The 26780-nt window shown below is 65.1% G+C and carries 25 protein-coding genes; 12 read left to right on the top strand and 13 right to left on the bottom strand.

All coding sequences use genetic code 11. The annotated features are described in order from the left end of the window. Window positions 1-111: 111 nt before the first annotated feature. The 6 genes from BLQ85_RS19065 to BLQ85_RS19040 form a co-directional block, all read right to left on the bottom strand. The gene (locus BLQ85_RS19065) at window positions 112-1842 is read right to left on the bottom strand and encodes an ABC transporter substrate-binding protein (RefSeq protein ID WP_074579307.1); all 1731 of its coding nucleotides are present in this window, start codon (window positions 1840-1842) and stop codon (window positions 112-114) included. Window positions 1843-1950: 108 nt separating this feature from the next. Further along, window positions 1951-2259 carry a DUF2160 domain-containing protein gene (locus BLQ85_RS19060; protein WP_074579304.1) on the bottom strand — a complete coding sequence of 103 codons (309 nt, stop codon included), beginning with the start codon at window positions 2257-2259 and terminating at the stop codon, window positions 1951-1953. A 13-nt stretch (window positions 2260-2272) separates the two neighbouring features. Next, window positions 2273-3085, bottom strand: coding sequence for a carbohydrate ABC transporter permease (locus BLQ85_RS19055; RefSeq protein ID WP_074579302.1), 813 nt, complete (start codon window positions 3083-3085; stop codon window positions 2273-2275). Then, a complete protein-coding gene (locus tag BLQ85_RS19050) occupies window positions 3082-3972 on the bottom strand; it encodes a carbohydrate ABC transporter permease (protein ID WP_074579300.1) in 891 nt (296 codons plus the stop codon). Before BLQ85_RS19050 ends, BLQ85_RS19055 begins: the two co-directional genes overlap by 4 nt. After that, window positions 3969-5048 carry an ABC transporter ATP-binding protein gene (locus BLQ85_RS19045; protein WP_074579299.1) on the bottom strand — a complete coding sequence of 360 codons (1080 nt, stop codon included), beginning with the start codon at window positions 5046-5048 and terminating at the stop codon, window positions 3969-3971. The genes BLQ85_RS19050 and BLQ85_RS19045 overlap by 4 nt, the downstream gene beginning before the upstream one ends. Further along, window positions 5035-6120 (bottom strand): ABC transporter ATP-binding protein, encoded by a 1086-nt coding sequence (locus BLQ85_RS19040; RefSeq protein WP_074579296.1) that lies wholly within the window; start codon window positions 6118-6120, stop codon window positions 5035-5037. The genes BLQ85_RS19045 and BLQ85_RS19040 overlap by 14 nt, the downstream gene beginning before the upstream one ends. Before the next feature lie 298 nt (window positions 6121-6418). On the opposite strand from BLQ85_RS19040, the gene BLQ85_RS19035 reads away from it, so the two are divergent. The 5 genes from BLQ85_RS19035 to BLQ85_RS24635 all read left to right on the top strand — a co-directional run bounded on the left by BLQ85_RS19035 (window position 6419) and on the right by BLQ85_RS24635 (window position 11154). Beyond that, entirely contained in the window at window positions 6419-7186 is a 768-nt protein-coding gene (locus BLQ85_RS19035; RefSeq protein WP_007869218.1) for a DeoR/GlpR family DNA-binding transcription regulator, read from the top strand. Between the two features lie 39 nt (window positions 7187-7225). Then, window positions 7226-8719, top strand: a complete 1494-nt coding sequence (glpK, locus tag BLQ85_RS19030) for a glycerol kinase GlpK (protein ID WP_074579294.1) — start codon at window positions 7226-7228, stop codon at window positions 8717-8719. 54 nt (window positions 8720-8773) lie between these two features. Next, window positions 8774-9946: an esterase-like activity of phytase family protein gene (locus BLQ85_RS19025; protein WP_074579293.1), complete on the top strand. Its 1173-nt coding sequence runs from the start codon at window positions 8774-8776 to the stop codon at window positions 9944-9946. 6 nt (window positions 9947-9952) lie between these two features. Next, window positions 9953-10789 (top strand): pyrroline-5-carboxylate reductase, encoded by an 837-nt coding sequence (gene proC / locus BLQ85_RS19020; protein WP_074579291.1) that lies wholly within the window; start codon window positions 9953-9955, stop codon window positions 10787-10789. Window positions 10790-10932: 143 nt separating this feature from the next. Further along, window positions 10933-11154, top strand: coding sequence for a hypothetical protein (locus tag BLQ85_RS24635; protein ID WP_074579289.1), 222 nt, complete (start codon window positions 10933-10935; stop codon window positions 11152-11154). 73 nt (window positions 11155-11227) lie between these two features. Here the strand turns inward: BLQ85_RS24635 and ubiA are convergent, their stop codons facing one another. The 4 genes from ubiA to recG form a co-directional block, all read right to left on the bottom strand. Continuing rightward, complete coding sequence (gene ubiA / locus BLQ85_RS19010; RefSeq protein WP_074579287.1) at window positions 11228-12088, bottom strand: 4-hydroxybenzoate octaprenyltransferase; 861 nt, start codon at window positions 12086-12088, stop codon at window positions 11228-11230. Beyond that, window positions 12078-12590 (bottom strand): Dps family protein, encoded by a 513-nt coding sequence (locus tag BLQ85_RS19005; protein WP_074579285.1) that lies wholly within the window; start codon window positions 12588-12590, stop codon window positions 12078-12080. The genes ubiA and BLQ85_RS19005 overlap by 11 nt, the downstream gene beginning before the upstream one ends. Window positions 12591-12683: 93 nt before the next feature. Continuing rightward, window positions 12684-13682: a LysR substrate-binding domain-containing protein gene (locus BLQ85_RS19000; RefSeq protein WP_074579284.1), complete on the bottom strand. Its 999-nt coding sequence runs from the start codon at window positions 13680-13682 to the stop codon at window positions 12684-12686. Between the two features lie 42 nt (window positions 13683-13724). Beyond that, window positions 13725-15875, bottom strand: coding sequence for an ATP-dependent DNA helicase RecG (recG, locus tag BLQ85_RS18995; protein ID WP_074579281.1), 2151 nt, complete (start codon window positions 15873-15875; stop codon window positions 13725-13727). Between the two features lie 17 nt (window positions 15876-15892). On the opposite strand from recG, the gene queA reads away from it, so the two are divergent. Genes queA through BLQ85_RS18965 form a run of 6 tightly spaced genes read left to right on the top strand, consistent with a single transcriptional unit; the run spans window position 15893 to window position 22522 of the window. Further along, window positions 15893-16942, top strand: coding sequence for a tRNA preQ1(34) S-adenosylmethionine ribosyltransferase-isomerase QueA (gene queA / locus BLQ85_RS18990; RefSeq protein WP_074579279.1), 1050 nt, complete (start codon window positions 15893-15895; stop codon window positions 16940-16942). A gap of 43 nt (window positions 16943-16985) precedes the next feature. Further along, window positions 16986-18149: a tRNA guanosine(34) transglycosylase Tgt gene (gene tgt, locus BLQ85_RS18985; protein ID WP_074579475.1), complete on the top strand. Its 1164-nt coding sequence runs from the start codon at window positions 16986-16988 to the stop codon at window positions 18147-18149. Continuing rightward, complete coding sequence (locus BLQ85_RS18980; protein WP_074579277.1) at window positions 18149-19387, top strand: glycosyltransferase family 9 protein; 1239 nt, start codon at window positions 18149-18151, stop codon at window positions 19385-19387. The genes tgt and BLQ85_RS18980 overlap by 1 nt, the downstream gene beginning before the upstream one ends. 15 nt (window positions 19388-19402) lie before the next feature. Next, on the top strand, window positions 19403-19936 hold the full coding sequence (locus tag BLQ85_RS18975) for a GtrA family protein (RefSeq protein WP_074579275.1): 534 nt from the start codon (window positions 19403-19405) through the stop codon (window positions 19934-19936). Then, on the top strand, window positions 19923-21686 hold the full coding sequence (locus tag BLQ85_RS18970) for an ArnT family glycosyltransferase (protein ID WP_074579472.1): 1764 nt from the start codon (window positions 19923-19925) through the stop codon (window positions 21684-21686). The genes BLQ85_RS18975 and BLQ85_RS18970 overlap by 14 nt, the downstream gene beginning before the upstream one ends. Before the next feature lie 47 nt (window positions 21687-21733). After that, window positions 21734-22522: a C40 family peptidase gene (locus tag BLQ85_RS18965; RefSeq protein ID WP_074579273.1), complete on the top strand. Its 789-nt coding sequence runs from the start codon at window positions 21734-21736 to the stop codon at window positions 22520-22522. 18 nt (window positions 22523-22540) lie between these two features. Here BLQ85_RS18965 and BLQ85_RS18960 read toward each other — a convergent pair whose 3' ends face one another. After that, entirely contained in the window at window positions 22541-22978 is a 438-nt protein-coding gene (locus BLQ85_RS18960) for a hypothetical protein (protein WP_254806485.1), read from the bottom strand. 292 nt (window positions 22979-23270) lie between these two features. On the opposite strand from BLQ85_RS18960, the gene BLQ85_RS18955 reads away from it, so the two are divergent. After that, complete coding sequence (locus BLQ85_RS18955; protein WP_074579470.1) at window positions 23271-24275, top strand: aldo/keto reductase; 1005 nt, start codon at window positions 23271-23273, stop codon at window positions 24273-24275. A 48-nt stretch (window positions 24276-24323) separates the two neighbouring features. Here BLQ85_RS18955 and BLQ85_RS18950 read toward each other — a convergent pair whose 3' ends face one another. Beyond that, window positions 24324-25799, bottom strand: coding sequence for an FAD-binding oxidoreductase (locus tag BLQ85_RS18950; RefSeq protein WP_217631832.1), 1476 nt, complete (start codon window positions 25797-25799; stop codon window positions 24324-24326). After that, window positions 25742-26770: a zinc ribbon domain-containing protein gene (locus tag BLQ85_RS18945; RefSeq protein ID WP_074579269.1), complete on the bottom strand. Its 1029-nt coding sequence runs from the start codon at window positions 26768-26770 to the stop codon at window positions 25742-25744. Before BLQ85_RS18945 ends, BLQ85_RS18950 begins: the two co-directional genes overlap by 58 nt. Between the last annotated feature and the right edge of the window lie 10 nt (window positions 26771-26780).

Genomic DNA, 26780 nt, shown 5'->3' with positions numbered 1-26780 from the left:
CATTTTTTTAAAAGTGGCGACGAGCTTACCCCAGCGCCGTGGCGGCAAGCGCCGCCCTCATCCGCAAAAAAATGGGCCGTGCGGCAGCAAGGCGCCGCACGGCCCCGCGGTTTAACGCACCTTGCCGTCTTTCCAGGCCTGCAGCAGCTTGTCGTAGTTGATGGTCTCGCCCTTGGGCTTTTCATTGGCCAGCTTGGCCCATGGCGCACCCTTGTCGCTCAGCCATTTAGCCGGGTCGCTCTTGGGGTTGAGCTTGGGCGCGCACTTGGCCATGCCGGCGCGCTCCAGGCGGCCCATCACCTGGTCCATCTCGTCGGCCAGTGTGTCCATCGCGCCTTGCGGCGTTTTTTCGCCGGTCACGGCCTGCGCCACGTTCTTCCACCAGAGCTGCGCCAGCTTGGGGTAGTCGGGCACGTTGTTGCCGGTCGGCGTCCAGGCCACGCGGGCCGGGCTGCGGTAGAACTCGACCAGGCCGCCGTACTTGGCGGCATTCTTGGTGAAGTACTCGTGGTGGATGTCGCTGTCGCGGATGAAGGTCAGGCCCACCACCGATTTTTTGGCCGAAACGGTCTTGGAGGTGATGAACTGCGCATACAGCCAGGCGGCGGCGACCTTGTTGGCATCATGGTCCTTGAAGAAGGTCCAGGAGCCCACGTCCTGATAGCCGTTTTGCATGCCCTGTTTCCAATAGGGGCCGTTGGGGCCGGGCGCCATGCGCCACTTCGGCGTGCCGTCGGCGTTAACGACCGGCAGGCCCTTCTTGGTCATGTCGGCGGTAAAGGCCGTGTACCAGAAGATCTGCTGGGCGATCTGCCCCTGGGCCGGCACCGGGCCGGCTTCGCCAAAAGTCATGCCGCCGGCTTCCTTGGGCGCGTACTTCTTCATCCAGTCCACGTACTTGGTCAGCGCGTAAACCGCGGCCGGCGAGTTGGTGGCGCCGCCGCGCGCCACCGAGGCGCCCACCGGCGTGCACTTGTCGTCCCCCACCCGGATGCCCCACTCGTCCACCGGCATGCCGTTGGGGATGCCCTTGTCGGCGGTACCGGCCATGGACAACCAGGCGTCGGTGAAACGCCAGCCCAAAGACGGATCCTTCTTGCCGTAATCCATGTGGCCATAGATGGGCTTGCCGTCTATGGTCTTCACGTCGTTGGTGAAGAACTCGGCGATGTCCTCGTAGGCGCTCCAGTTCAGCGGCACGCCCAGGTCATAGCCGTATTTGGCCTTGAACTTGTCCTGCAGGTCCTTGCGCGCGAACAGGTCGGCACGGAACCAGTAAAGGTTGGCAAACTGCTGGTCGGGCAGCTGGTAGAGCTTGCCGTCGGGCGCCGTGGTGAAGCTGGTGCCTATGAAGTCCTTGAGGTCCAGGCCCGGGTTGGTGTATTCCTTGCCTGCGCCGGCCATGTAGTCGGACAGCGCCAGGATCTTGCCGTAGCGGTAGTGGGTGCCTATCAGGTCGGAGTCGGAGATCCAGCCGTCGTAAATCGACTTGCCCGACTGCATGGAAGTCTGCAGTTTTTCAACCACGTCGCCTTCCTGGATCAGGTCGTGCTTGACCTTGATGCCGGTGATCTCCTCAAAGGCCTTGGCCAGCGTCTTGGATTCGTATTCGTGGGTGGTGATGGTCTCGGACACCACCGAGATTTCCTTCACGCCCTTGGCCTGCAGCTTTTTGGCCGCGTCGATGAACCATTTCATCTCCGCCTGCTGCTTGTCCTTGGCCAGCGTGGAAGGCTGGAATTCGCTGTCGATCCATTTTTTCGCCTCGGCCTCGCCGGCCCAGCCGGGGCTGGCCATGGCACACACCGCGGCCACTGCCAGTGCCGTATAACGCATCTTCATGACTTGTCTCCTCATTGGTTCACTCCCCGTGGTTGAAGGCTTGTTCGGCTCCGGGGAATATGAGCCGGGTTCCTCTTTCTACGCACTTCTCTTCTCTTCACGTCCTGCCTAGCCCTTGCGCATGATCCATGCGAGCAAGGCCATGGACAACACAAAACTGATCCAGATCGATGGATCCCCCTCCAGCTTCAGCCAGCCGGCCAGCTTGCCGCTGATGCCGACAAAAATCAGGTTCACATAGGCCGCGCTGAGCAGGCCTATGAACAGCCGGTCGCCGCGTGTGGTTTCCAGCGGCAGGAAGCCACGCCTGAGCGTCGTCGGCGACTTGAACTCCCACACCGTCATGCCCACCAGCATCAACACGATGCAACTGAAGAAAATCGCCACCGGCGTGGTCCAGGCCATCCACTCAAACATGGGTCATCTCCTTCTAGACTCGGCCCATCGCGAAACCCTTCGCGATGTAATTGCGCACAAACCAGATCACGATGGCGCCCGGCACGATCGTCAGCACGCCGGCCGCGGCCAGCGTGGCCCAGTCCATGCCCGAGGCCGACACCGTGCGCGTCATGGTCGCGACGATGGGCTTGGCGTTGACGCTGGTCAGCGTGCGCGCCAGCAGCAGTTCCACCCAGCTGAACATGAAGCAAAAAAACGCCGCCACGCCCACGCCGGCCTTGATCAACGGCAGGAAGATGCGCGTGAAAAAGCGCGGGAAGGAATAGCCGTCGATGTAGGCGGTCTCGTCGATCTCGCGCGGAATGCCACTCATGAAACCTTCCAGGATCCACACCGCCAGCGGCACGTTGAACAGCAGGTGGGCCAGCGCCACCGCGATGTGGGTGTCCATCAGGCCCACCGTGGTGTAGAGCTGGAAGAAGGGCAGCAAAAACACCGCGGGCGGGGTCATGCGGTTGGTCAGCAGCCAGAAAAACACATGCTTGTCGCCCAGGAAGCTGTAGCGCGAGAACGCATAGGCGGCCGGCAAGGCCACGGTGATGGAGATCACCGTGTTGATGGCGACGTAGATCAGGCTGTTGATGTAGCCCGAATACCAGGACGGGTCGGTGAAGATGGTCTTGTAGTTGTCCCAGGTGAATTGCTGGGGAAAGAAGGAGAAGCTCGACAGGATCTCGCTGTTGGTCTTGAAGCTCATGTTGACCATCCAGTAGATGGGCAGCAGCGCGAACAGGATGTAGGCGATGAGGAACAGCGTGCGCGCCTGGAATTTCGGTGTGTTCATTCCACGCCCTCCTTCTCCTGCGTGCCCACGCGCTGCATCCAGTTGTAGAGGATGAAGCACAGCAGCAGGATGATCAAAAAGTAAATCAGCGAGAAAGCCGCCGCCGGGCCCAGGTCGAACTGGCCGACGGCTTTTTGCGTGAGGTATTGCGACAGGAAGGTCGTGGCATTGCCCGGCCCGCCGCCCGTGAGCACAAAGGGCTCGGTGTAGATCATGAAGCTGTCCATGAAGCGCAGCAGCACGGCGATCATCAGCACGCCGCGCATTTTCGGTAGCTGGATGTAGCGGAACACCGCGAACTTGCTCGCGCCGTCTATGCGCGCGGCCTGGTAGTAGGCGTCCGGAATCGAGCGCAGCCCGGCGTAACCCAGCAGGGCCACCAGCGGCGTCCAGTGCCAGACGTCCATCAGCAGCACCGTCACCCAGGCGTGCGTGGCATTGCCGGTGTAGCTGTAGTCAAAACCCACCTTCTGCAGCATCGCGCCCAAGAGGCCTATGTCGGCCCGACCGTAAATCTGCCAGATGGTGCCGACCACATTCCAGGGGATCAGCAGCGACAGCGCGACCAGCACCAGCACCAGCGAGGCCTTCCAGCCCTGCGCCGGCATGGACAGCGCCAGCGCGATGCCCAGCGGGATTTCCACCGCCAGCACCGCCAGCGAGAAGGTCAGCTGCCGCCACAGCGCCGCATGCAAATCCTCGTCACGCATGACGGACGCAAACCACTCGGTGCCGACAAACACGCGCCGTTCGGGCGAGATGATGTCCTGCACCGAATAGTTGACCACCGTCATCAGCGGCAGGATGGCGGAAAAGGCCACGCAGATGATCACCGGCAGCACCAGCAGCCAGGCTTTTTGATTGACCGGTTTTGTTGTCGTGCTCATGCGTCCACCAGTTCATCGTTGAGGTACAGGCAGGTGTGCGTGCCCATGACCTGCAGCCAGACCTCTTCGCCCACCTGCGGCGCGCGGGAGGCGGGGTTCAGGCGGGCTTTCAGGGTGTGCTCACCAATGCGCGCCGTCAGCATCCAGTGCGTGCCTATGTCCTGCACCAGCGTGACGGTAAAGGGCAGCGCCGCCGGGTCGCCGGGCGCGGTCTTCACCACATACTCGGGGCGCACGCCGAGCTTGAGCTCGCCGTCGGGCACGGTGCGCCCGGGCGGCAGCGCCAGCGGCCGGTCCGCGACGCGCAGCGCGCCGCCGGACACCGTGGCCGGCAGGAAATTCATGCCGGGCGAGCCGATGAAGTGGCCGACAAAGGTATGGCGGGGCCGCTCGAACAGCGCGTCGGCCGAACCGGTCTGCACCGCGCGGCCGCGCGTCATCACCACCACCTCTTCGGCAAAGGTCAGCGCCTCGACCTGGTCGTGGGTGACGTAGATCAGGGTGAGCTTGAGCTCGTGGTGGATCTGCTTGAGCTTGCGCCGCAGCTGCCATTTGAGGTGCGGGTCAATCACCGTGAGCGGCTCGTCGAACAGCACGGCCGACACGTCGGGCCGCACCAGGCCGCGGCCCAGCGAGATCTTCTGCTTGGCGTCCGCCGCCAGCCCGGCCGCGCGCTGGTTGAGCTGGCCGCTCATGTCCAGCATCTCGGCGATCTCGCCCACGCGTTTTTTGATCTGCTCTTCGGGCACCTTGCGGTTGCGCAGCGGAAAGGCCAGGTTCTCGGCGACCGTCATGGTGTCGTAGATCACCGGGAACTGGAAAACCTGCGCGATGTTGCGCTGCTGCGGCGTCGCGCGCGTCACGTCCACGCCGTCGAACTTGACGCTGCCCTGCGAAGGCACCAGCAGGCCGGACATGATGTTGAGCATGGTCGTTTTGCCGCAGCCCGAGGGGCCCAGCAGCGCATAGGCGCCGCCGTCGCGAAAGCTCATGGTCAGCGGCAGCAGCGCGTAGTCGCTGTCCTCGCGCGGGTTGGGCCGGTAGGCATGGGCCAGGTCCAGGTCAATGCGCGCCATGAGACCTCCGTGGAGCCAAAAGCAACGCGCCTTCGGCATCAAAAACATAAACCTGCGCCGGGTCGAGGTACAGGGTGACGGGCGCGCCCAGGTCGAAGTAGTGCACGCCCGTGAGCTGCGCCACCAGCTCGCCCACGGCCGTCGCCACGTGGACAAAGGTGTCTGAGCCGGATATCTCGGCCAGCTCGACCTTGCCGGGCAGCGCCACGTCGCCTTCGCGCGCCGTGACACGCAGGGCGCTGCCGCGAACCCCTGCCGTGAAAGAGGCCATGCGTTGCGCCGGCGCGTCCGGCAGTTTCAACGCCAGGGCCGGGCCGCCGGCCAGCTGCAGGCCCTGGGCGGCGGGCAGCGCCGCGACCAGGTTCATGGGCGGGTCGCTGAAGGCCCGCGCCACACGCAGCGACTGCGGCGCGTGGAAGACCTCGGCAGTAGGGCCGTACTGCAGCAGCTCACCGCCGTCCATCACGGCGGTATAACCGCCCAGCAGCAGGGCTTCGCCGGGCTCGGTGGTGGCATAAATGACCGTGGAGTCTCCCGCGGCGAAGAGCTGGGTCAGTTCCTCGCGCAATTCCTCGCGCAGCTTGTAGTCAAGGTTGACCAGCGGCTCGTCCAGCAGCATCAGCGGCGCGCCCTTGGCCAGCGCGCGCGCCAGGGCCACGCGCTGCTGCTGCCCGCCCGAGAGTTCGGCCGGGTAGCGGTCCAGGAACATGTCGATGTGCAGGCGCTCGGCCAGGCCGCGCACCTTGCGCTCTATGTCTTTTTCGCCGCGCAGCTTGAGCGGCGAGGCGATGTTGTCGGCCACGCGCAGCGAGGGGTAGTTGATGAACTGCTGGTAGACCATGGCGACGTTGCGCTCGCGCACCGGCATGCCGGTCACGTCGGCCTGGTTGACCAGGACCTTGCCGTGCGTGGGGACGTCCAGGCCGGCCATGATGCGCATCAGGCTGGTCTTGCCGGCCTGCGTGGCACCCAGCAACACCGTGACTTCGCCGCTGCGCGGCGCCAGGCTCATGTCGTACAGCCATTGCTCGGCGCCGACTTTTTTGCTGATCTGGTCGAGCGACAGCTGCATCACGCCGCTCCCCCGCCCCGCAGGGGCTGGAACAGGCCGCCGCACACCCCGGCCGGGGCCAGGGCAGGCAAGAAATTTGAAACAGTCAACAAGAAAGCGTCTCCCGAGGATGTGTAGACAGAACTTGATAAGTTCGGTTTTTTTCTATTTTTCTTCCTTTGTGATTGTTTTATCTAATTGTTTTCCCTTATCTGTTTCCTTTTGTTTCGATATAAAGTTTCTTCACGCTCATACAGCTGTCATTCTTAGGTCCTTTTAATTCCCCGATTTCCCCCAGACTCCCCAGACTTGGCCCCGCGTGAACTCCAATCCCAGGCAAATCAAGCTTCTTGACGTGGTCCGTGCCCACGGCTCGGCCTCCGTCGAGCAGCTTGCCGACAAGCTCAACGTCACCCTGCAGACCGTCAGGCGGGACGTGCAGCGCCTGTCCGAAGCCGGCTTGCTGACGCGCTTTCACGGCGGCGTGCGGGTGCCCACCTCCACCATTGAAAACATCGCGCACCGCCAGCGCGAAAGCCTGAACGCCGAAGGCAAGGCGCGCATCGCCGAGGCCGTTGCCAGGCGCATCCCCAACGACTGCTCGCTGATCCTGAACATCGGCACCACCACCGAAGCCGTCGCCAAGGCATTGCTGAACCACAAGGGGCTGCGCGTCATCACCAACAACCTCAATGTGGCGGCCATCCTGTGCGGCAACACCGACTGCGAGGTCATCGTGGCCGGCGGCGTGGTGCGCGCGCGCGACCGCGGCATCGTGGGCGAGGCGGCGGTGGATTTCATGCGCCAGTTCCGCGTCGACATCGCCGTGATCGGCATTTCGGGCATAGAGCCCGACGGCTCGTTGCGCGACTTCGACTACCGCGAGGTCAAGGTCGCGCAGACCATCATCGAGCACGCCCGCGAGGTCTGGCTGGCCGCCGACAGCAGCAAATTCAACCGCCCGGCCATGGTCGAGCTGGCCAGGCTTTCGCAGATAGACCGGCTGTTCACCGACATGCCGCCGCCTGAGCCCTTCCCGGCCCTGCTGGAGGAAGCGGACGTCAGCTGCGAAGTGGCCCATCCCTGAGCCCCGCCCGGACCGGGCAGTTTTCATACACTCCAGCGCATGACCTACCTCCTCGCCCTTGACCAGGGAACCTCGAGTTCCCGCAGCATCGTGTTTGACGAACACGGCCACATCGTGGCCCTGGCGCAGCAGGAACTGCCGCAGATCTACCCCCGGCCCGGCTGGGTCGAGCACGACTTGAATGAAATCTGGCGCACCCAGCTGGCCACGGCGCGCGAGGTGCTGGCCAAGGCCAACATCAAGGCCGGCGACATACGCGCGCTGGGCATCACCAACCAGCGCGAAACCACCGCCCTCTGGAACCGCAAGACCGGCCAGCCGGTGCACCACGCCATCGTCTGGCAGGACAGGCGCGCCGAAGCCACCTGCGCCGAACTGCGCGAGCAGGGCAAAGAAAAACTGATCCAGTCCAAAACCGGCTTGCTGGTTGATGCCTATTTTTCAGGCACCAAGCTCAAGTGGCTGCTCGACAACGTGCCCGGCGCGCGCGCGCAGGCCGAGCGCGGCGAACTGGCCTTCGGCACCATAGACAGCTGGCTGATGTGGCAGCTCACCGGCGGCGCGCTGCATGCCACCGACGTCAGCAACGCCTCGCGCACCATGCTCTTCAATGTGCACAACAACCAGTGGGACACGGAACTGCTGGACCTGCTGGGCATCCCGGCCTCGCTGATGCCCCAGGTGCTGCCCTCCAGCGCGCATTACGGCGAAGTCCGGCCCGAGCTGCTGGGCCACCCGATTGCAATCGGTGGCGTCGCGGGCGACCAGCAAAGCGCCCTCTTCGGCCAGGCCTGCTTCAAGGCCGGCATGGCGAAGAACACCTACGGCACAGGCTGCTTCATGCTGATGCACACGGGCGGGCAGTTCCAGACCTCGCACAACGGGCTGCTGACCACCAGTGCAGCACAAGCGACCCCGCAAACCCAGTTCGCCATCGAGGGCAGCGTCTTTGTGGGCGGCGCCGTGGTGCAGTGGCTGCGCGACGGCCTGCATGCCATCAAGGGCAGCGCCGAAGTGCAGGCGCTGGCCGAAAGCGTGCCCGACTCGGGCGGCGTGATGATGGTGCCGGCCTTCACCGGCCTGGGCGCGCCCTACTGGAAACCCGATGCGCGCGGCACCATCACCGGGCTCACGCGCGGCACCACCGTCGCCCACATTGCGCGCGCCGCGCTGGAAAGCATTGCCTACCAGAGCGCGGCCCTGCTGCAAGCCATGAGCCGCGACGCGGTCGGTGCCGGCGCCGCGCCCGTGGCCGAGCTGCGCGTGGACGGCGGCGCCTGCGTCAACGACCTGCTGATGCAGTTCCAGGCCGACCTGCTGGGCATCCCGGTGATTCGCCCGGCCGTGATCGAAACCACCGCGCTGGGCGCCGCCTACCTGGCGGGGCTGTCCAGCGGCGTGTACCGCAGCACCGAAGAACTCTCGGGCATGTGGCGCGCCGAGCGCAAGTTTTTGCCCACGCTGGGCGCGGACCGGGCGGCCGAGCTGATGGCGCGCTGGGAGCAGGCGGTGCGGCAGACCGTGCTGCAGTAGCACTCCCTGCGCTACTGTCACATTTCCCGCAGGGGCGGCCGCTAGACTGGCCGCATGAACACGTCCACCACGTCTCTTTCGAAGCGCCGGCTCATCCTCGGCGCCGGCGCGGCCGCCGTGCTGGGCCTGGCCGGCTGCGCGGCGCCGCCATCGCCGCCCGCGACCGGCCAGCCGCCGCGCGCGCGCCTGCGCCTGATCGGCGAATCCCGTTTTGCGCACCGCCTGCAATTCCAGGGCAGCACCGTGGGCGGGCTGTCGGGCATGGACTACGACCCGGCCGGCGACCTCTATTACCTGATCAGCGACGACAGCTCCAGCATCAACCCGGCGCGCTTTTACACCGCGCGCATCGCGCTAGGCATGGACAGCCTGGGCGCGCCCGAGCTGCTGGGCGTGGCCACGCTGCGCCAGGCCGACGGCAGCGCCTACCCTTCGGCGATGCGGGGCGGGCAGGTGCCCGACCCGGAAGCCATACGCTGGCGCGCGGCCAGCAACACCCTGCTCTGGACCAGTGAAGGCCACGCGCCCACGGGCACCGCGCCCTGGCTGCGCGAAACACGTCCCGACGGCGGCTTTGTGCGCGAATTTTCCCTGCCGGCGATGTTCAATTTCCAGGCCGGTGCGGGGCCGCGCGGCAACCTGACGCTCGAAGGCCTCACACTGGCGCCCGACGGGCAGACAGCCTGGATCGCCATGGAAAACGCCTTGCTGCAGGACGGCCCCGTGCCCAGCGTGCAGGCACCGGGCGGGCCTTGCCGCTTCACGCAGATAGACCTCGCCAGCGGCAAGGCCCTGCGGCAGATCGCCTATGTGCCCGACGCCATCCCGCGCGCGCCCGTGCCGCCCACCGCCTTCGCCGACAACGGCGTGGCGGAAATCCTGATGCTGGACGCCGAACGCATGCTGGTGCTGGAGCGGGCCTATGTGACGGGCTCGGGCAATTCGCTGCGCCTCTACCTGATCGATACCCGCCAGGCCGGCGATACGCTGGAGCTTCCCGCCCTGCGGCCGGGCGCTTACCAGCCGGCCGGCAAAACCCTGCTGGCGGATTTTTCGGCCTTTACCGGCCCGGGCGCGGGCCCCCGGCTCAAACAGCTGGACAATACCGAAGGCATGAGCTGGGGCCCGGTGCTTCCCAACGGGCGCCGCAGCCTGATGTTCATCAGCGACGACAATTTCAGCCCCCGGCAAATCAGCCAGTGGCTGGCCTTTGAATTTTTGGACTGACAACGCATGACTTCCACTTCCCGCGCAAACAACGAGCACATCGCCTTCATAGGCGGCGGCAACATGGCCAGCGCCATCATCGGCGGCCTGCTCAAGCAGGGCCTGCCAGCCGGCCAGGTCCAGGTGGTCGAGCCTTTCGCCGAGCAGCGCGCCAAACTCGCGCAGCAATTCGGCGTGCAGGTCCACGAAGGCCCGGGCGCCTGGCTGGCCGCCGCCGGCCTGGTCGTCTGGGCGGTCAAGCCGCAGGTCTTCAAGGATGCGGCCCTGCAAACGCGCTTTCACACCAAAACCGCCCTGCACCTGAGCGTGGCCGCCGGCGTGCGCTCCGGCAGCATCGCGCACTGGCTGGGCACCGAACGCGTGGTGCGCGCCATGCCCAACACGCCGGCGCTGGTCGGCAAGGGCATGACCGCCCTGTTCGCCCGCGAGGCCGCCACCGGCGCCGACAAGCTGGCGATCGAAAAAGTGCTCAAGCCCACGGGCGACTACCTGTGGCTGGCCGAGGAAGCCCAGCTGGACGCGGTGACCGCGCTGTCCGGCTCGGGCCCGGCCTATGTGTTTTATTTCATCGAGGCCATGATCGAGGCCGGCACCGACATGGGCCTGCCCCTGGCGCAGGCGCGCCAGCTCGCGATCGGCACCTTTGTGGGCGCCTCCGCACTGGCGCAGGCCTCGGACGAGCCGCCGCAGGAGCTGCGCGCGCGGGTCACCTCCAAAGGCGGCACGACTTACGCTGCGCTGACATCGATGGAGCAGGACCGCGTCAAGATGCAGTTCATGCGCGCCATCCACGCCGCCCGGCAACGCGCCGCCGAGCTGGGCGACGAATTCGGCGGCGCCTGAGCGCGCCGGCCCCGGGCGCGTCAACCGCCCGGCCGGGGCCGGCGTTGAACACAGGCGTACGTGCAGCTTGTCTTGGTCCACGCACAGTGGGACACCCCCGGCGGCATCCGCGTTACAACTTTTTCCAACATCCGGAGCTTCACATGAACAAAGTCCTGTCCACCCTCATCAGCGCAGCCGTCCTCGCCATGCCCCTGGCCGTGATTTCCACGTCCGCATCGGCCCAGGCTCCTGCCGCCGCACCTGCAGCAGCCCCCGCCGCCGCGCCTGCCGCAGCACCCGCCCAAAAAGCAGCCCCCGCCGCCAAGGCAAAGGCCAAGAGCAAAGGCAAGCGCAAGGCAAAGGCCAAGAAGGCCGCCGTCTGATCAGCCCGCGCTGACGCAAAAAAGCCCGCTTGAAGCGGGCTTTTTTTATGGACGCCTTCCGGGCCTTGCGCGGTCAGCGGCCCAGGTAAGACAGGGCGATACCCGCAAAAACCGCAAAACCCAGCCAGTGGTTGATGCGAAAAGCCTTGAAGCAGTCCTCGCGCCCGCGCCTGCGGATCAGCCAGCCATGCCACAAGGCCTGCAGCAGGGCGACGCCCATGGCGACCCAAAAAACCGGCGATTGCCGCAGCATGTCCGGCAGGGCCCAGGCCCAGACCACCAGGTAGGCGGCGTAGCACAGCATCACCGCCGCCACGTCAAAACGGCCCAGCGTGATGGCCGAGGTTTTCATGCCTATCTTGAGGTCGTCGTCGCGGTCCACCATGGCGTACTCGGTGTCGTAAGCCACCACCCAGAACAGGTTGCCCAGCAGCAGCAGCCAGGCCAGCAGCGGCACACGCGACTGCACGGCGGCAAAAGCCATGGGAATGCCGAAGCTGAAGGCCACGCCCAGCACGGCCTGCGGCATGGACACATAACGCTTGGCAAAAGGATAGGCCAGCGCGATCGCCAGCGCCGCGAACGACCAGGCGATGGTGGCGGTATTGGTGGTGAGCACCAGGCCGAAGGCCAGCAGCGCCAGCACCGCGCCGACGATGAGCGCTTCGCGCACCGACAGCGCCCCGCTGGTGACCGGCCGCTGGGCCGTGCGTTTGACGTGGCGGTCGAAGTCCCGGTCGGCCACGTCGTTGACGCAGCAGCCCGCGCTGCGCATCAGGATGGTTCCCAGCGTGAACACCGTCAGCAGGTGCCAGCCCGGAAAGCCGTGCGAAGCCACCCATAGCGCCGACAGCGTGGGCCATAGCAGCAGCAGCCAGCCCGCCGGGCGGTTCCAGCGGATCAGCTGAAGATAGAGGGCGAGCTTATTCTTCAAGCAGCGAGCGCAGCATCCACGCGGTCTGCTCGTGCACCGTCAGGCGCTGGGTCAGCAAATCGGCCGTCGGTTCGTCATGGGCCTTGTCGGCCAGCGGGAACAGCTCGCGCGCGGTGCGCGCCACGGCCTCATGGCCTTGCACCAGGATGCGCACCATCTCGAGCGCCTTGGGCGGCAGCACCGGCACATCGGGAATCGAAGCCAGCTTGCTGAACTGCGCATAAGAGCCCGGCGCGGGATGGCCCAGCGAGCGAATGCGTTCGGCGACAGGGTCGACCGCGGCCCAGAGTTCGGTGTACTGCGTCATGAACATCAGGTGCAGCGTGTTGAACATGGGGCCCGTCACATTCCAGTGGAAGTTGTGGGTGGTGAGGTAAAGCGTGTAGGTGTCGGCGAGCAGGCGGCTCAGGCCCTTGGCAATGGCCGCGCGGTCTTTTTCACTGATACCGATGTTGATGGAGGGTGCGGCTTTTCCATTGGGTTTGGCGGAAGGCTTGGCCATGGTGTTTCCTTTTTTTAAAAATTCAGGGATAACTTTAACGAAATCGGGACGGCGGCCGCAACAGCCGCCGTCAATGCGCGCCATAGGCGGGATTCAAGACAGGCGGATGACGCCGGGCAGCTCGCAGGCGTAGATGGCATTGCGCAGCGCGGCGATGGCTTCATAACGCGTGAAGCTGCGCCGCCAGGCCAGTACCACGCGCCGGCTCGGCACGTCGCCCTCGAAGGGCAGGTATTTGATAAACGAAGGTTGCTCCGCGGCCACCTTGCCGCGGCCCGGGGCGGTTTTTCCTTTCACCGCCTTTTTGGCGGCGGCCTGCTCGGCCAGCGCTTCCTTGGGCACGCCCAAACGGGGTACCAGCGTAATGCCCATGCCGGCCGCCACCATGTGTTTGATGGTCTCCAGCGAGGAGCCCTCAAAGCTTTTGCTGATGCCCTCGGCGCTGCTGGAAAAGCGCGCGAACTCGGGGCAGACCTCCAGCACATGGTCGCGAAAGCAGTGGCCGGTGCCCAGCAGCAGCATGGTTTCCTTCTTGAGCTCCTCGGCCGTCACGCCGCCGCGCGCGGCCAGCGCGTGCGCGCTGGGCACGGCCGCCATAAAGGGCTCGTCATACAGCGGCGCGATCGCCAGGTTGGCGTCCGGGAAGGGCTCGGCCAGGATGGCGCAGTCGATCTCGCCGGTGCGCAGTTCCTCGAGCAGCTTGACGGTGAAATTCTCCTGCAGCATCAGCGGCATCTGCGGCGTCATCGCGATGGCCTGGCGCACCAGGTCGGGCAGCAGGTAAGGGCCTATGGTGTAAATGACGCCCAAGCGCAGCGGGCCGGACAGCGGGTCCTTGCCGCGCTTGGCGATTTCACGGATGTTGTCGGCCTGCTCGAGCACGCTCTGGGCCTGGCGCACGATCTCCTCGCCCAGCGGGGTGACCGTGATTTCATTGGCATTGCGCTCAAACAGCTTGACCTGCAACTCCTCTTCCAGCTTCTTGATGGCCACGCTGAGCGTAGGCTGGGAAACATGGCAGGCATCGGCGCCCTTGCCGAAATGCTTTTCCCGGGCTACGGCGACGATGTATTTGAGTTCGGTCAGCGTCATGGGCTTATTGTCCTGCTTTTCTCGCCTGCCGTATCGCGGTGTTCAGGCCTTCAGGTACTCCGCCTTGCCGCCCAGCCAGCGCAGGATGTGCCGGTGCGCGAGTTCCGCATGCTGGTCCAGCATGGTGGGCGCCAGGCCGCGTGCCCAGGCCAGCAGCTCGGTGTCGGTGGCGAGGTCGGCAAAACGCAGCAAGGGCGCGCCCGACTGCCGCGCGCCCAGGAATTCGCCCGGCCCGCGGATTTCCAGGTCGCGCCGGGCGATCTCGAAGCCGTCATTGGTCTGCGCCATGGCCTTGAGGCGCTCGCGCGCCATCTCGCCGAGCCGGGGCGCATCGCCGGTGGAATACAGCAGCACGCAGGCCGAAGCCGCCGCCCCGCGCCCGACCCGGCCGCGCAGCTGGTGCAGTTGGCTCAGGCCGAAACGCTCGGCGTGCTCTATCACCATCAGCGAGGCATTGGGCACGTCCACGCCCACCTCTATCACCGTGGTGCTGACCAGCACGCCCATCTGCCCACCGGTGAACAGCGCCATCACGGCCTTTTTTTCGGCCAGCGGCATGCGTGAATGCAGCAGACCGACCATCACGCCGGGCAGGGCCGCGCTCAGGGCTTCATGGGTCTGGGTCGCGTTGACCAGGTCTATGGACTCGCTTTCCTCGATCAGCGGGCAGACCCAGTAGATCTGCCGCCCCTCGGCGAGCTGGCCGCGTATGCGAGTGATCACCTCGTCGCGCCGCGCGTCGCTGACCACCTTGGTCACGATGGGCGTGCGGCCGGGCGGCAGCTCGTCGATGGTGGAGACGTCGAGGTCGGCGTAATAGCTCATGGCCAGGGTGCGCGGAATCGGCGTGGCGGTCATCATGAGCAAATGAGGTTCCTCGCCGCCTTCAGTCATCTTGCTGCGCAGGGCCAGGCGCTGCGCCACGCCGAAGCGGTGCTGCTCGTCGATGATGGCCAGCGCCAGATTTTTGAACTTCACCTTGTCCTGGATCACCGCATGCGTGCCCACCACCAGGCCGGCGTCGCCGCTTTCTATCATCGCCAGCATCTCGCGCCGCTCCTTGGCCTTCTGGCTGCCGGTCAGCCAGGCGGTCTTGATGCCCAGGGGCTCCAGCCAGCCTATGAGCTTGCGGAAATGCTGCTCGGCCAGGATTTCGGTGGGCGCCATCAGCGCGCACTGCCAGCCCGCGTCCATGCAGCGGGCCGCGGCCAGCGCCGCCACCACGGTCTTGCCGGCGCCCACGTCGCCCTGCAGCAGGCGGTGCATGGGAATGTTTTTCTTCAGGTCCGCTTCAATTTCACCGCAGACGCGCTGCTGGGCCGCGGTGAGCCGGAAAGGCAGGCGTTCCAGCAATTGCTCTTCCAGCGTGCATTGCGGGCCGCGCATGGCCGGGCCCGTGAGCGCCGGCGCGCGCATGGCCGCGCGTATGCGCCTGGCCTGCAGCTGCGACAGCTGCTGGGCCAGCAGTTCCTCGGCTTTCAGGCGCTGCCAGGCCGGGTGGCTGCGGTCTTCCAGCGTGGCCAGCGACACGTCGGGCGTCGGGTGGTGCAGGAACTGCAGCGCCTCGCGCAGGCTCCACAGGGGTTGCGGCAGGCCCTTGCCCAGCACTTCCTGGGGAAGCGTCTCGCGCAGGTCGGCGCGGAACAGCCCGCTGAGCACCGCCTTGCGCAAATAGTTCTGCGGCAGGCCGGCCACCGTAGGATAGACCGGCGTCAGCGCGCCCGGCAGCTCGCCCTCGGCCAGCCTGAAGCTGGGATGGATCATTTCGCGGCCCACAAAACCACCGCGTAGCTCGCCGCGCACGCGCACGCGCGCGCCCACGCTGAGCGTCTTCTGGTGGGCCGGGTAAAAATTGATAAAGCGCAGCACACAGGTGTCGCTGCCGTCGTCCACCGTCACACGCAGCTGGCGGCGCGGGCGGAAGGCGACGTCGCTGTGCGTCACCACGCCCTCGATCTGCACCAGGTCGCCGTCGCGGGCGTCGGCCAGGCGCACGATGCGGGTTTCGTCCTCATAGCGCAGGGGTAAATGCAGGGCCAGGTCGATGTCGCGGCGCAAGCCCAGCTTTTCCAGGGCTTTTTGCGCCGGCGACTTGGCAGGGGCTTTTTCAGGCCTGGCAGGAGGCACGGCCTGCTCCCCTGCCGCAGCCTCGAGCGGGGCGGTTTTGCGGGCAGGAGCACCAGGTGGCGACATGGGACAATTGTGCCTTCATGAAAACGCATTTCAGCCTAGGCGATTTTGATTTCGCACTGCCCGAAGAACTCATAGCCCAGCACCCCGCCGCCCAGCGCAGCGCCTCGCGCCTGCTTGACGGGCGCAACAGCCCGCCGGTGGACCGGCGTTTCACCGAACTCCCCGGCCTGCTGCAGCCCGGCGACCTGCTGGTCTTTAACGACACCAAGGTCGTCAAGGCCCGCCTCTTCGGCCAGAAAGCCAGCGGCGGCAAGCTGGAGCTGCTGATCGAGCGGGTGCTGTCGCCGCATGCGGACCAGGGCCATGAAGTCGCCGCCCACATGAAGGTCAGCAAAAAACCCCTGCCGGGCGCGGTGCTGCAGATGGACGGCGGCTTTACCGCCACCTTGCTGGGCCGCTGGCCCGAGGAAAGCGGGCCCCTGTACCGCTTTCGCCTGAGCAGCGACCCCTATGCGCTGATGGCGCAACACGGCCATGTTCCGCTGCCACCTTACATCACCCACACCGATTCCGCCGAGGACGAGCAGCGCTACCAGACCGTATTTGCCAAAAACCCGGGGGCCGTGGCGGCGCCCACGGCCGCGCTGCATTTTGACGAGGCCGTGCTGGCCGAGCTGGAGGCGCGCGGCATCCGGCGCGCCAGCGTGACGCTGCATGTAGGCGCGGGCACTTTCCAGCCGGTCAAGGCCGAAAACATCGCCGAGCACACCATGCACTTTGAGCGCTTTGAGGTACCCCCGGCCACGCGGGAAGCGATTGCCGCCTGCAAGGCGCGCGGCGGCCGTGTGGTGGCCGTGGGCACCACCACCGTGCGCGCGCTGGAATCGCACGCCAAGTTCGGCCCCGAATGCGATGACACCAACATCTTCATCACGCCGGGCTTTGAGTTCGCCGTGGTGGACCTGCTGCTGACCAACTTCCACCTGCCCAAAAGCACCTTGATGATGCTGGTCAGCGCGTTTTCGGGCTACGAGCACATCATGGCGCTGTACCGCCATGCCATCGAGCAGCGCTACCGCTTTTTCAGCTATGGCGACGCCATGCTGCTGGCGCGCAAAAGCCCCTGACACGCGCCCGGGCCCGCCCACCTACACCTGCGACAATCCCAAGATGCTCGAATTTGAAGTTCTGAAGACCGATACCCCGGCCGGCGAAGGCGCCGGCGCCTACCTCGGCAGCTATGCCCGCCGCGGCAAGCTCACGCTCAACCACGGCGTGGTGCAAACCCCCATCTTCATGCCGGTCGGCACCTACGGCACGGTCAAGGGCGTGATGCCGCAGTCGCTGCACGACATGGGCGCACAAATCATCCTGGGCAACACCTTTCACCTCTGGATGCGGCCCGGCCTGGACGTGATGCAGCAATTCGGCGGCCTGCACAAGTTTGAAAGCTGGAACAAGCCCATACTGACCGACAGCGGCGGCTTCCAGGTCTGGTCGCTGGGCGAGATGCGCAAGATTTCCGAGGAGGGCGTGAAGTTCGCCTCGCCGGTCAACGGCGACAAACTGTTCCTCACGCCCGAGATCTCCATGCAGATCCAGACGGTGCTCAACAGCGACATCGTGATGCAGTTCGACGAATGCACACCTTACGACACCAAGGGCCACATCACCACCGAAAGCGAAGCGCGCCACTCCATGGAACTGAGCCTGCGCTGGGCCGGCCGCTGCATTACCGAATTCAACAAGCTGGAGAACCCCAATGCGCTGTTCGGCATCGTGCAGGGCGGCATGTTTGAAAACCTGCGCCAGGAATCGCTGGACGCGCTGGTCGAACTGGATTTGCCCGGCTACGCCGTAGGCGGCGTCAGCGTGGGCGAGCCCAAGGAAGAGATGCAGCGCATCATGGCGCACACGCCGCACCGCCTGCCCGCGCACAAGCCGCGCTACCTGATGGGCGTGGGCACGCCCGAAGACCTGGTCGAGGGCGTGGCCGCCGGCGTCGACATGTTCGACTGCGTGATGCCGACGCGCAATGCGCGCAACGGCCATATGTTCACGCGCTTCGGCGACCTGAAGATACGCAACGCGCGCTACAAGACCGAAGACCAGCCGGTGGACGCGACCTGTAGCTGCTATACCTGCAAGAATTTTTCGCGCGCCTATATGCACCACCTGGACCGCTGCGGTGAAATGCTGGGCCCCATGCTGTCCAGCATCCACAACCTGCACTACTACCTGAACCTGATGCAGGAAGTGCGCGATGCGCTGGACGCCGGGCGCTTCGGCGAATTCAGCGCGCGGTTCCGTGCCGACAGGCAGCGGGGGGTGTAATGAATATCAAGCTACAACGCTGGATAGACCGCTGGGCAGGTATTCCGCTGTGCGCGGCCGTGTCCGCGGTTAACGCCGTGGCACGGTGCTTTCGCAAGGAGGGCAAGGCGGACCAGGCGCCGCGCGCCATCGTGGTGATCTTGCTGTCGGAAATGGGCAGCCTGGTGCTGGCCCACGAGATGTTCGCGCGCCTGAAGCAGCGCTACCCCGATGCGCCGCTGCACGCCCTGCTGTTCGGCAAGAACCGCGAAATCCTGGATCTCATGCAGGTGGTGGACCCGGCCAACGTGCATACGGTGGACGACAAATCGCTGGGCGGCCTGCTGTCCAGCCTGTGGAAGGCGATTGGCGAGCTGCGCCGCGCGCATGTCGATGTGGCGATTGACTGCGAGCTGTTCTCGCGCATCAGCAGCCTGCTGTCGTACGCCAGCGGCGCGCGCATCCGCGTGGGCTTTCACCGCCACACGCAGGAGGGCCTGTACCGCGGCTCGCACATCAACCGGCCCGTGCCCTACAACCCCTACCACCACATCAGCGCGCAGTTCCTGACGCTGGCGCGCGCGATCGATTCGACCGCCGTGCCCAAGTCCAAACTGCCGGCCAACCTGGCGGCCACGGGCACCGGCAAACCGCCGCCGCACGTGCAGCTGGACCCGGCGCTGGTGCCGGGCATCCAGGCCCGCCTCGCGCAGGACTTCCCCGCGATCGCCGGCAAGCCGCTGGTGCTGGTCTACCCGGGCGGCGGCATCCTGCCGATACGCGCCTGGCCGCTGGATTCCTACACCGCGCTGTGCCGGGGCCTGGTGGCCGACGGCTGCGCCGTGGCCGTGATTGGCCTGAAGGACGACCAGGCGCTGGCGCGGCAGCTGGTGGCCAATGTGCACGCAGCCTTTCCGGATAGCCCGGTCATCGATCTCACCGGCTACACGCGTTCGATTTCCGAGCTGCTGGCGCTGTTCCATGTGGCGCGCCTGCTGGTCACCAACGACGGCGGGCCGGGCCAGTTCGCGGCGCTCACCCCGATCTGGACGCTGATGCTGTTCGGCCCCGAAACCCCGGGCCTGTATGCGCCGCTCACGCCGCAGTGCCATTCCTTTTACAGCCAGTGGCCCTGCTCGCCCTGCCTGACCGCCTACAACCACCGCTCGTCTTACTGCGACGGCGACAACCAGTGCCTGAAAGTCATTGCACCGGACACCGTATTGGCCAAGGCGCGCGAGTGCCTGGCGGCACCCTGAACCCCTACACCCCTGATGTCCACACTCCGATCCTTTGCCGAGGCCGTGATACGGCGCCTGCCCGAACGCCTGCAACCCATGGTGCGCTGGCGCTTCATCAAGTTCGGCGTGGTGGGTGCCACTGGCACGGTGGTCAACCTCGCGGTGCTCTACCTCGCGCAGGAGTTTTTGTTCAGCTGGATCGCGGATTTCCATGACCGGCTCAACTACTCCATCGCGCTGGCCATCACCGTCGCCACCATCAGCAACTTCTACTGGAACCGGCGCCTGACCTGGCGCGACCGCAAGCACGAAGTCCATCATTCGGCGCTGTTCCTGTTTTCCAAATATGTGATGGCCGCCGGCCTGGCCATCGTGCTGCAGTCGCTGCTGACCAAATGGCTGGCCCTGTACATGCACTACCTGCTGGCCAATGTGCTGGCCATCGTGCTGTCCAGCGTCTGCAATTTTGTGGCCAATGACCGCATGACTTTCCGCCGCCGCCGCGCCAAAATTACGGCCGATGCCGCCGCGCACCCACCGCCCGCCGATGTCCATGACAAGCCCTGAGTCCCTGAAAACACGCTTTCCCGCCCACCGCATCTGGATAGGGCTGGCCCTGCTGGTCGCCCTGGGCTATTTGTTCGGCCTGGGCGGCGACCACATCCCGCGCAACGGCGACGAGCTGGTTTATGCCCACATCGCGCGGCTCACGGCGCAAACCGGCAACTGGCTGCCGCTGGTAAGTTCCTACGACTTCATGCGCAACACCAAACCGCCCGTGCTGTTCTGGCAGGCCATGGTGGCCGGCGGCTGGGGCGAGCACTGGACGCTGCTCAACTTGCGCCTGCCCAGCATTGCCTACACCTGGGCTATCGCGCTGATGACGGCGCTGCTGGCCTGGAAGGTCGTCCAGGGCGAAACCGCGCCGGCCGATCGGCGCCGCCATGCGCTGGCCATGGGCGCCATCGCGGCCATCGTCTACCTGTCTTTCTTCAGCACCTACCGCTACGGCCGGCCCTACTTGACGAGCGCGCCCGAAACCTTCTGGCTGTTCGGCGTGTTCTTCGCAGTGGCCTGGTCGCCGGCGAAGCTGCTGGCCTCGCGCTGGCAGTTTCCGCTGCTGGCGGGCATCGCCATCGGCATAGGCTGCCTTTACAAGTCTTTCGTCATGGTGGTGCCGGTGGGCTTCGCGCTGGCGCTGTGCTACCAGCTGCTGGGCGCGCGCAAGCCGGCCTGGGAAGTTTTGCGGCCCGGCATCGTCGCCGACGGCCTCAAGGTGGCGGCCATTTGCGCGCTGGCTCTGGCGATTTTCGGCCTCTGGTTTGCCATAGACCCGCAGCCGGGCGAAGTCTGGCGCGAATTCGTCGTCGGCGAGAACGCCGGCAAGATGAATTCGTCCAAAGGCTACTTCGCCATTGCCTTCAGCGGCAGCAGCGGCATCCTGACCATTCTCACGGGCTACTACTCCAACGCGCTGTTCCTGCTGCCTGTTGCGGTGGGCTGCACCTGGGCGGCATGGAAAGCCTGGCGCCAGCGCAAGGGCACGGGCCAGTCCATCAGCGACACCGAAAAAGCCCTGTGGATCTGGCTGCTGGCCTTTGCGCTGGTGTTCATGGTGCCCACGCAGCGTTCCACGCGCTACCTGATTCCCGCCATGCCGGCGCTGGCCGTGCTGATCGCGCTCTACTGGGAGCGCATCGCGCGCATCTGGTTCAGCCTGACCCTGGTGATCTGCCTCATAGGCGCGCTGGCCATGGGCCTGATCGGCTATGGCGGCCTGCGCGCCACGCAGGACACCTGGCTGTTCTCGCCGCTGTACTGGATTTTCCTGGCCGTGCTGGCCGCCGCCTGCATCGCGGGCATGGCCAGGCCCCGATGGAGCCGGCCCGTCGCCGCGCTCAGCAGCTTTGCGGTGCTGTTCGCGCTGGCCTGGGTCACCGCACCCTTCAACGGCGACATGGGCCGCTTCCGCGCGGAAACCAATGCACTGCTCAAAGGCCAGGCGGTATCAGTGCCCAGCAACTTCAACGGGCATTTCGAGCGCTACGAATTCATCGTCCCCGGCGCCAAAATCGTGCCTTACTTCGCCGCGCAGCCGGTGGATTACCAGGACATGGAGGCGCTCTTCAAGAACACGCGCTATGCGCTGGTGCAGCGCCGCCCCGGGGAAAAGCCCTGCGAGCCATGCCGCGTCATTGACGAGCGCTGGGACCTGCGTTCGCGCCAGGACGAAAAAGAAGGTACGCTGGGCGCCTTCAAGTCGCCCGAAACCTTTTGGTACGCCAAAGAGTACCTGGTCGAGCGGGCCGCGCCGTAACCCCTTGCGGCTCCACCCCTGCAAACAAACAACAACGAGGAAACACCATGCTCCGATTCAACAGATTTGCAGGGATGTTGGCCCTGGCGGCCATGCTGGGGCTGGGCGGCTGCGCCACGGCCATCAAGCCGCATGAAACCAGCGGCGCGCCCACATTGGGCTTCCAGAACATGGCGCTCAACCCGGGCAACGGCGGGGAACTGGTCACCGCCGACGCGCTGCGCCCGGGCGACATCATCCTCACGGCCGAAAACGGGCTGAACTCGGTCGGCATACGCCTGATCACGCTGTCGCCGGTGAGCCATGCCGCGGTCTACATGGGCAACCGGCAGATCGCCGAAGCCGTGGGTTCGGGCATACGCATTCGCAGCGTGGACGCGCTGCTGGAAGACGAAGCGACGGTGGTGGCCTTTCGCCACCCCGACCTCACGGCGGGGCAGGCCGTGAAGATCAATACCTTTGTGGCCCGCCACGAAGGCCAGAAATACAACTACGTCGGCGTGATGCTGCAGGCCCCCTTCGCACTGGAGCGGCGCATGTGCGAACTGCCGCTGGTGCCGTCCATGGTGCGCGACTTCTGCATACGCGGCATCGCGGCCGTGCAGCTGGGCCTGGGGCGCAACGACCAGTTCTTCTGCTCGCAGTTCATCCTGGAGGCCTACCGCAGCGCGGACCTGCCGCTCACCGACGCCGACCCGCGCCTGATCAACCCCGGCGACCTGCTGCACATGAGGGAGGGCGACGTGCCCTCCATCCGGATTCACAAGCCGCTGCAGTATGTGGGCCACCTCAAGGCGGCCCCGCAGGTCGCGGCGGCGGAGCAGTTCGGTCAATAGAACCGCTCCGCACGAAGTTCAGCCGCCCACATGCATGGTGAACTCGGCGCCGTTGGACAGCCTGCACTGCCCGGTGCCCAGGGTGGACGAGTTCATCTGGTAGCGGCAGCTGATGTAGTTGCCGCGGCTGCCCGAGCCATTGGCCACGCCTTCTCGCGTCGATGAGCCCGCGATGCGCGTGGCCTCCCCGCTAAAGCTCTCGCCGTTGATGTTGGTGGTGAAAGTCCCGCGCCCGTTCATGTCATTGGTCACCACCGCGCCCACCATGCCGTAGGCACGGGCCATGTCGTTGGCCGGGTACAGCCGCGCCGCAAACGTCGTGCTGGCCGGGACGGCCGGCGTGACGTAGACCGTGGAAGTGACCGGCGGATGGCTGGGCTGGACCGGCACAACATAGCAGCCCGTCAGGGCCGTGGCGCCCAGCACCGCAGCGGCCAGAGCCGTGCGGCGAGACAACCGTGAGAGGCGTGGCAGAGAGAACAAAGAAGAAACGATCTTCATAAATAACCCGAAGGCCCAAGCACATGCTTGTGGGCGCAGTGTGCGGCGGGGCGCTCAAAAGGTTGCATTTAAAGATACAAGACCATCAAATTTGTACGACAAGCATCAAAATCAGATACTTCATCGAAATTCGGACTGCCGGCCATCCGCGAAATAGCCGACCCACAGCGCAAGACAACAAGCTGAGGCAACATCAGGCCTCTCCCTTTCGCTTTTCCTTTCATTGTTTTTTGCCGCAAAGATGACCATGCAATACCGCCGCCTTGGAAACAGCAACCTCAAAGTCTCCGTCCTGTGCCTGGGCACCATGATGTTCGGCAAGCAGACGCCTTTTGAGGAAGCGGCACGCATCGTGGCCTCGGCCCGCGAGCACGGCCTCAACTTCATAGACACCGCCGACGTCTACAACCAGGGCCAGTCTGAAAAGGACGTGGGCAAGCTGCTGGCCGGCCAGCGGCAGCACTGGGTGCTGGCCAGCAAGCTGGGCAATGCGGTCAGCGACAACATCAACGAAAGCCATTACTCGCGCCGCTGGCTGGTGCAGCAGACCGACGCCATCCTCGCGCGGCTGCAGACCGACTACCTGGACATCCTTTACCTGCACCGCGACTACCACGAGGAAAACCTCGAAGAAGCGGTGCGCGCGCTGGGCGATTTGATACGCGCCGGCAAGCTGCGCAGCTTTGGCCTGTCCAACTTCCGCGGCTGGCGCATCGCCGAGGTGGTGCGGCTGTGCAAGGAACTGGGCGTGCCGCAACCCGCCGTGTGCCAGCCTTACTACAACCTGCTCAATCGCGGCCCGGAAGTCGAGATCCTGCCGGCCTGCGGCCATTACGGCCTGGGCGTGGTGCCCTACAGCCCGCTGGCGCGCGGCGTGCTCACCGGCAAGTACCCGCCCGGCCAGCCGCCAGCCGAAGGCACGCGCGCCGGCAGCGGCGACAAACGCATCCTGGAAACCGAGTTCCGTGAAGAGTCACTGCTGATCGCGCAGAAGATCACGGCCCGTTGCGAAGGCAAAGGCCAGGTGCCCGGCCAGTTCGCCGCGGCCTGGGTGCTGGCCAACCCGCTGGTCAGCTCGGTCATCGTCGGCCCGCGCACCCTGCCGCACCTGGAAGACGTGTACGGCGCGGTGGACCTGGTACTGGACAAGGACGACGAGGCCTTTGTCAATGAACTGGTGATACCCGGCCACGCGTCCAGCCATGGCTACAACGACCCGGGCTATCCCTTCTTCGGCCGTCCACTGGCCTGAGCCGGACATCTAGGGGCTTGCGCCGGCCTTTCTCGAACGGCACTGGCCTCAGACCTGGTACTGCGACCACAAGGTATTCGTGAGCCGCGATGCGCCAATTTGCTGCCGCAACTTGTTAAACCTGGATGCCTGCGGGTAAGCACGAAGAAATTGTTCCTGCGTCGCGTGCAACTGGTACGGCAGGTAGTAGGTGCCTTCATGCGAGAGCGCCAGGTCGATCATTGAACGGGTCCATTGCGCGGCGTGTCGCTGCGCATGGACCGACAGGCCCTGTTTATAGTAAATCACGAAGGAAAACACATCCTGCCTGGCCCAAGCCATCCATACCGCGCGGTCGGCTGGGGAGTGGCGTATTGAGACATTCACCACACCCGTGGGAGTCGACTGCAACAGGCTGGACATCTTTCGCGCGAAGCTTGTGAAGTGGCGCTCCGGGATAAAGTACTCCTGCAAAACATAAGTGGAAAAATCCCGGCTGGCAGGCTCAAGCTGCGCAACATCAAGGCTGGCTTCATGGTTGCGCCACACCACCGCTGGGCTGTCCTCGATGGCGGTAGCGGCTTTTCCGCGAAGCAACGCCCCGCCAGGTAACTCCGTCATGGCCCAGAAGAAAAGTTTCTCTTTGGTGTAGGGACGGCCCGGCGGTGTCAGCCTCTCATGAACGGTCAAAGGCCTGTCGGTCCGTGACCATGTGACGCAATGCGGATAGTCAAACCGGTCCGGGAATAAATCGGCGTTGTGCAATAGCGCATTCGGGTTGGCCTGAATTTTTTCGCGGAACCAGCCCGGATAGTCCTCAATGGAAACTCGGCTCGTCGATCTTTCTATCCGGAAGTTCTCATCGAGATCCAGTTCAATTTCCGTGATGACTCCTATGCCCCCATACCCGCCAATGGCGGCATGAAAAAGCTCTGAATTGGTTTGCCTGCTGGCCTCAAGCACCTCACCATCAGGCAAAACCATCTGCAGCGCCCTGACAGACCGTCCGACTGGCCCGTGCCCGACATAACGCCCATGGCAATTCACCGACACCGAGCCTCCCACCGTGAAACTGGCGTAGCTCTGCATGGTCTGGACCGCCAGCCCCTGCGGGTCGAGGATTGTCTGCAAATCGCGCCACCGCATCCCGGCCTGGACTCTGGCGATTCGTTTGGCGGTGTCGAATTTCACCAACCCATTCATGGCGCGCATATCCAGTTGCAAGCCGCCGTGAATCGCGGTCTGCCCGCCCATGCTGAATCTGCCGCCGCCGACGCTCACAGGGCCCTGCCACTTTTTCAACGCCCGCCGCACGTCATCGGTTCCGCGGATCTCTGCGATTTCGGCCATCTTCACCGAACTGAGGTGCGTGACATTGCACACCTCCAGCGGATCGGCCGGGCACTTCGCCTCGGCATTCAGCTGCGCCAGCGCCGCGCCGCCCGCGATCACCGATAGCGCTCTCCTGCGCGATGGATCGAAGCGCATCAGCCGGCACCGCAAGCGTGGCAGAACCTGGCAAACGCGCTCTTGCGCGTCGTGCATTGGACGCAATGGTCAAACAGGCCTATGCCGCAATGCGGGCAGAAATCGATTTCCGTGTTCTTGAGGTCCACGGCCCGCTCGCAGCCGGGGCACACGCTTTTTGACAGGCGCTTGAGCGCTGTGTCGTAACTCAGTTCCTCGCGGCGTTGCGCATCAGGCAGCTGTTCGGCCAGTTTCTGCTTTTCAAGGTAGCGGTTCAATGCAACGATGGCCTGCCGGCCGACCAGCGCCGTGACAACAATGCCCACGATGTAGCGCACATAGCCGCCGTAGCTGGGCAGGTAGGGCACCAGTTCGACGAAGAAGGCAAACAGGGCAAAGAAGATAAAGCCCCAGACAAAAGGCCAGTAAGTGCTTTTGCGTTTTTTCGCGAACAGCCAGCCGGCCGCCGCCAATAGCGGAAGCGTCAGAGCCAGGCGGTACAAAAAGACGCGCAGTTCCACGCGCCGGTATTCGGCGTTGAGCTGCACTTGCGCGGCTTCCTCCATCTCGCGGAGCTTGCGGCGCTCGCGCGCGGCGCCCTGGCGCGCATCGAGCGCGGCCTGCTGCTGGGCCTCGGCGGCCGCACCGGCCGCGCGCTCGCGCTCCTTGAGCGCATCCAGCGCCCGCGTGCGCGAGACCAACTCCGGGTCCTGCTCGGCCAGCTGCGTGGCGTGCCGCGTGGACAGCCAGTTGTTAAAGGTCTCGCGCGCCGCGGCCGAATCGGCCTGGGCCGCCCGGCGCTTGAGCTGCGCCTGCTCCAGCGCGGCCTGGGCGTCTTGCCCTGCGCGCTCGGCGGCCCTGATGGCGTTGCGCAGCGCGGTAGCGGCGTTCGCATCCATGAAGTCGTCGAGCGAGAGCTGTTTCTCGACCTTGGGCAGGTCGCCCACCACGGTGCCGCCCAGGCCTATCAGGAAGCCGGCGAACACAAAAGCCACCAGCCAGAGGCCGCGGTGCATCCATTTTTCCGTCAATCGCAAGGTATTGGCCATGCTTATCTCC

It is taken from the genome of Polaromonas sp. JS666 (assembly GCF_900103405.1).
GTDB lineage: Bacteria > Pseudomonadota > Gammaproteobacteria > Burkholderiales > Burkholderiaceae_C > Polaromonas.
Note: the sequence above shows the minus strand (reverse complement) of the source record. Positions and strands in the feature narration are given on the sequence as shown.

Coding starts and splice junctions, on each gene's coding strand:
- BLQ85_RS18965 (WP_074579273.1), top strand. CDS start 21,734: ATGCTCCGATTCAACAGATTTGCAGGGATGTTGGCCCTGGCGGCCATG.
- BLQ85_RS18980 (WP_074579277.1), top strand. CDS start 18,149: ATGAATATCAAGCTACAACGCTGGATAGACCGCTGGGCAGGTATTCCG.
- BLQ85_RS18950 (WP_217631832.1), bottom strand. CDS start 25,799: ATGCACGACGCGCAAGAGCGCGTTTGCCAGGTTCTGCCACGCTTGCGG.
- BLQ85_RS19025 (WP_074579293.1), top strand. CDS start 8,774: ATGAACACGTCCACCACGTCTCTTTCGAAGCGCCGGCTCATCCTCGGC.
- BLQ85_RS18975 (WP_074579275.1), top strand. CDS start 19,403: ATGTCCACACTCCGATCCTTTGCCGAGGCCGTGATACGGCGCCTGCCC.
- BLQ85_RS19000 (WP_074579284.1), bottom strand. CDS start 13,682: ATGACGCTGACCGAACTCAAATACATCGTCGCCGTAGCCCGGGAAAAG.
- queA (WP_074579279.1), top strand. CDS start 15,893: ATGAAAACGCATTTCAGCCTAGGCGATTTTGATTTCGCACTGCCCGAA.
- BLQ85_RS19005 (WP_074579285.1), bottom strand. CDS start 12,590: ATGGCCAAGCCTTCCGCCAAACCCAATGGAAAAGCCGCACCCTCCATC.
- BLQ85_RS19060 (WP_074579304.1), bottom strand. CDS start 2,259: ATGTTTGAGTGGATGGCCTGGACCACGCCGGTGGCGATTTTCTTCAGT.
- BLQ85_RS18970 (WP_074579472.1), top strand. CDS start 19,923: ATGACAAGCCCTGAGTCCCTGAAAACACGCTTTCCCGCCCACCGCATC.
- BLQ85_RS18955 (WP_074579470.1), top strand. CDS start 23,271: ATGCAATACCGCCGCCTTGGAAACAGCAACCTCAAAGTCTCCGTCCTG.
- BLQ85_RS24635 (WP_074579289.1), top strand. CDS start 10,933: ATGAACAAAGTCCTGTCCACCCTCATCAGCGCAGCCGTCCTCGCCATG.
- BLQ85_RS19040 (WP_074579296.1), bottom strand. CDS start 6,120: ATGCAGCTGTCGCTCGACCAGATCAGCAAAAAAGTCGGCGCCGAGCAA.
- BLQ85_RS19050 (WP_074579300.1), bottom strand. CDS start 3,972: ATGAGCACGACAACAAAACCGGTCAATCAAAAAGCCTGGCTGCTGGTG.
- BLQ85_RS19045 (WP_074579299.1), bottom strand. CDS start 5,048: ATGGCGCGCATTGACCTGGACCTGGCCCATGCCTACCGGCCCAACCCG.
- BLQ85_RS19055 (WP_074579302.1), bottom strand. CDS start 3,085: ATGAACACACCGAAATTCCAGGCGCGCACGCTGTTCCTCATCGCCTAC.
- proC (WP_074579291.1), top strand. CDS start 9,953: ATGACTTCCACTTCCCGCGCAAACAACGAGCACATCGCCTTCATAGGC.
- tgt (WP_074579475.1), top strand. CDS start 16,986: ATGCTCGAATTTGAAGTTCTGAAGACCGATACCCCGGCCGGCGAAGGC.
- recG (WP_074579281.1), bottom strand. CDS start 15,875: ATGTCGCCACCTGGTGCTCCTGCCCGCAAAACCGCCCCGCTCGAGGCT.
- BLQ85_RS18945 (WP_074579269.1), bottom strand. CDS start 26,770: ATGGCCAATACCTTGCGATTGACGGAAAAATGGATGCACCGCGGCCTC.
- glpK (WP_074579294.1), top strand. CDS start 7,226: ATGACCTACCTCCTCGCCCTTGACCAGGGAACCTCGAGTTCCCGCAGC.
- BLQ85_RS19065 (WP_074579307.1), bottom strand. CDS start 1,842: ATGAAGATGCGTTATACGGCACTGGCAGTGGCCGCGGTGTGTGCCATG.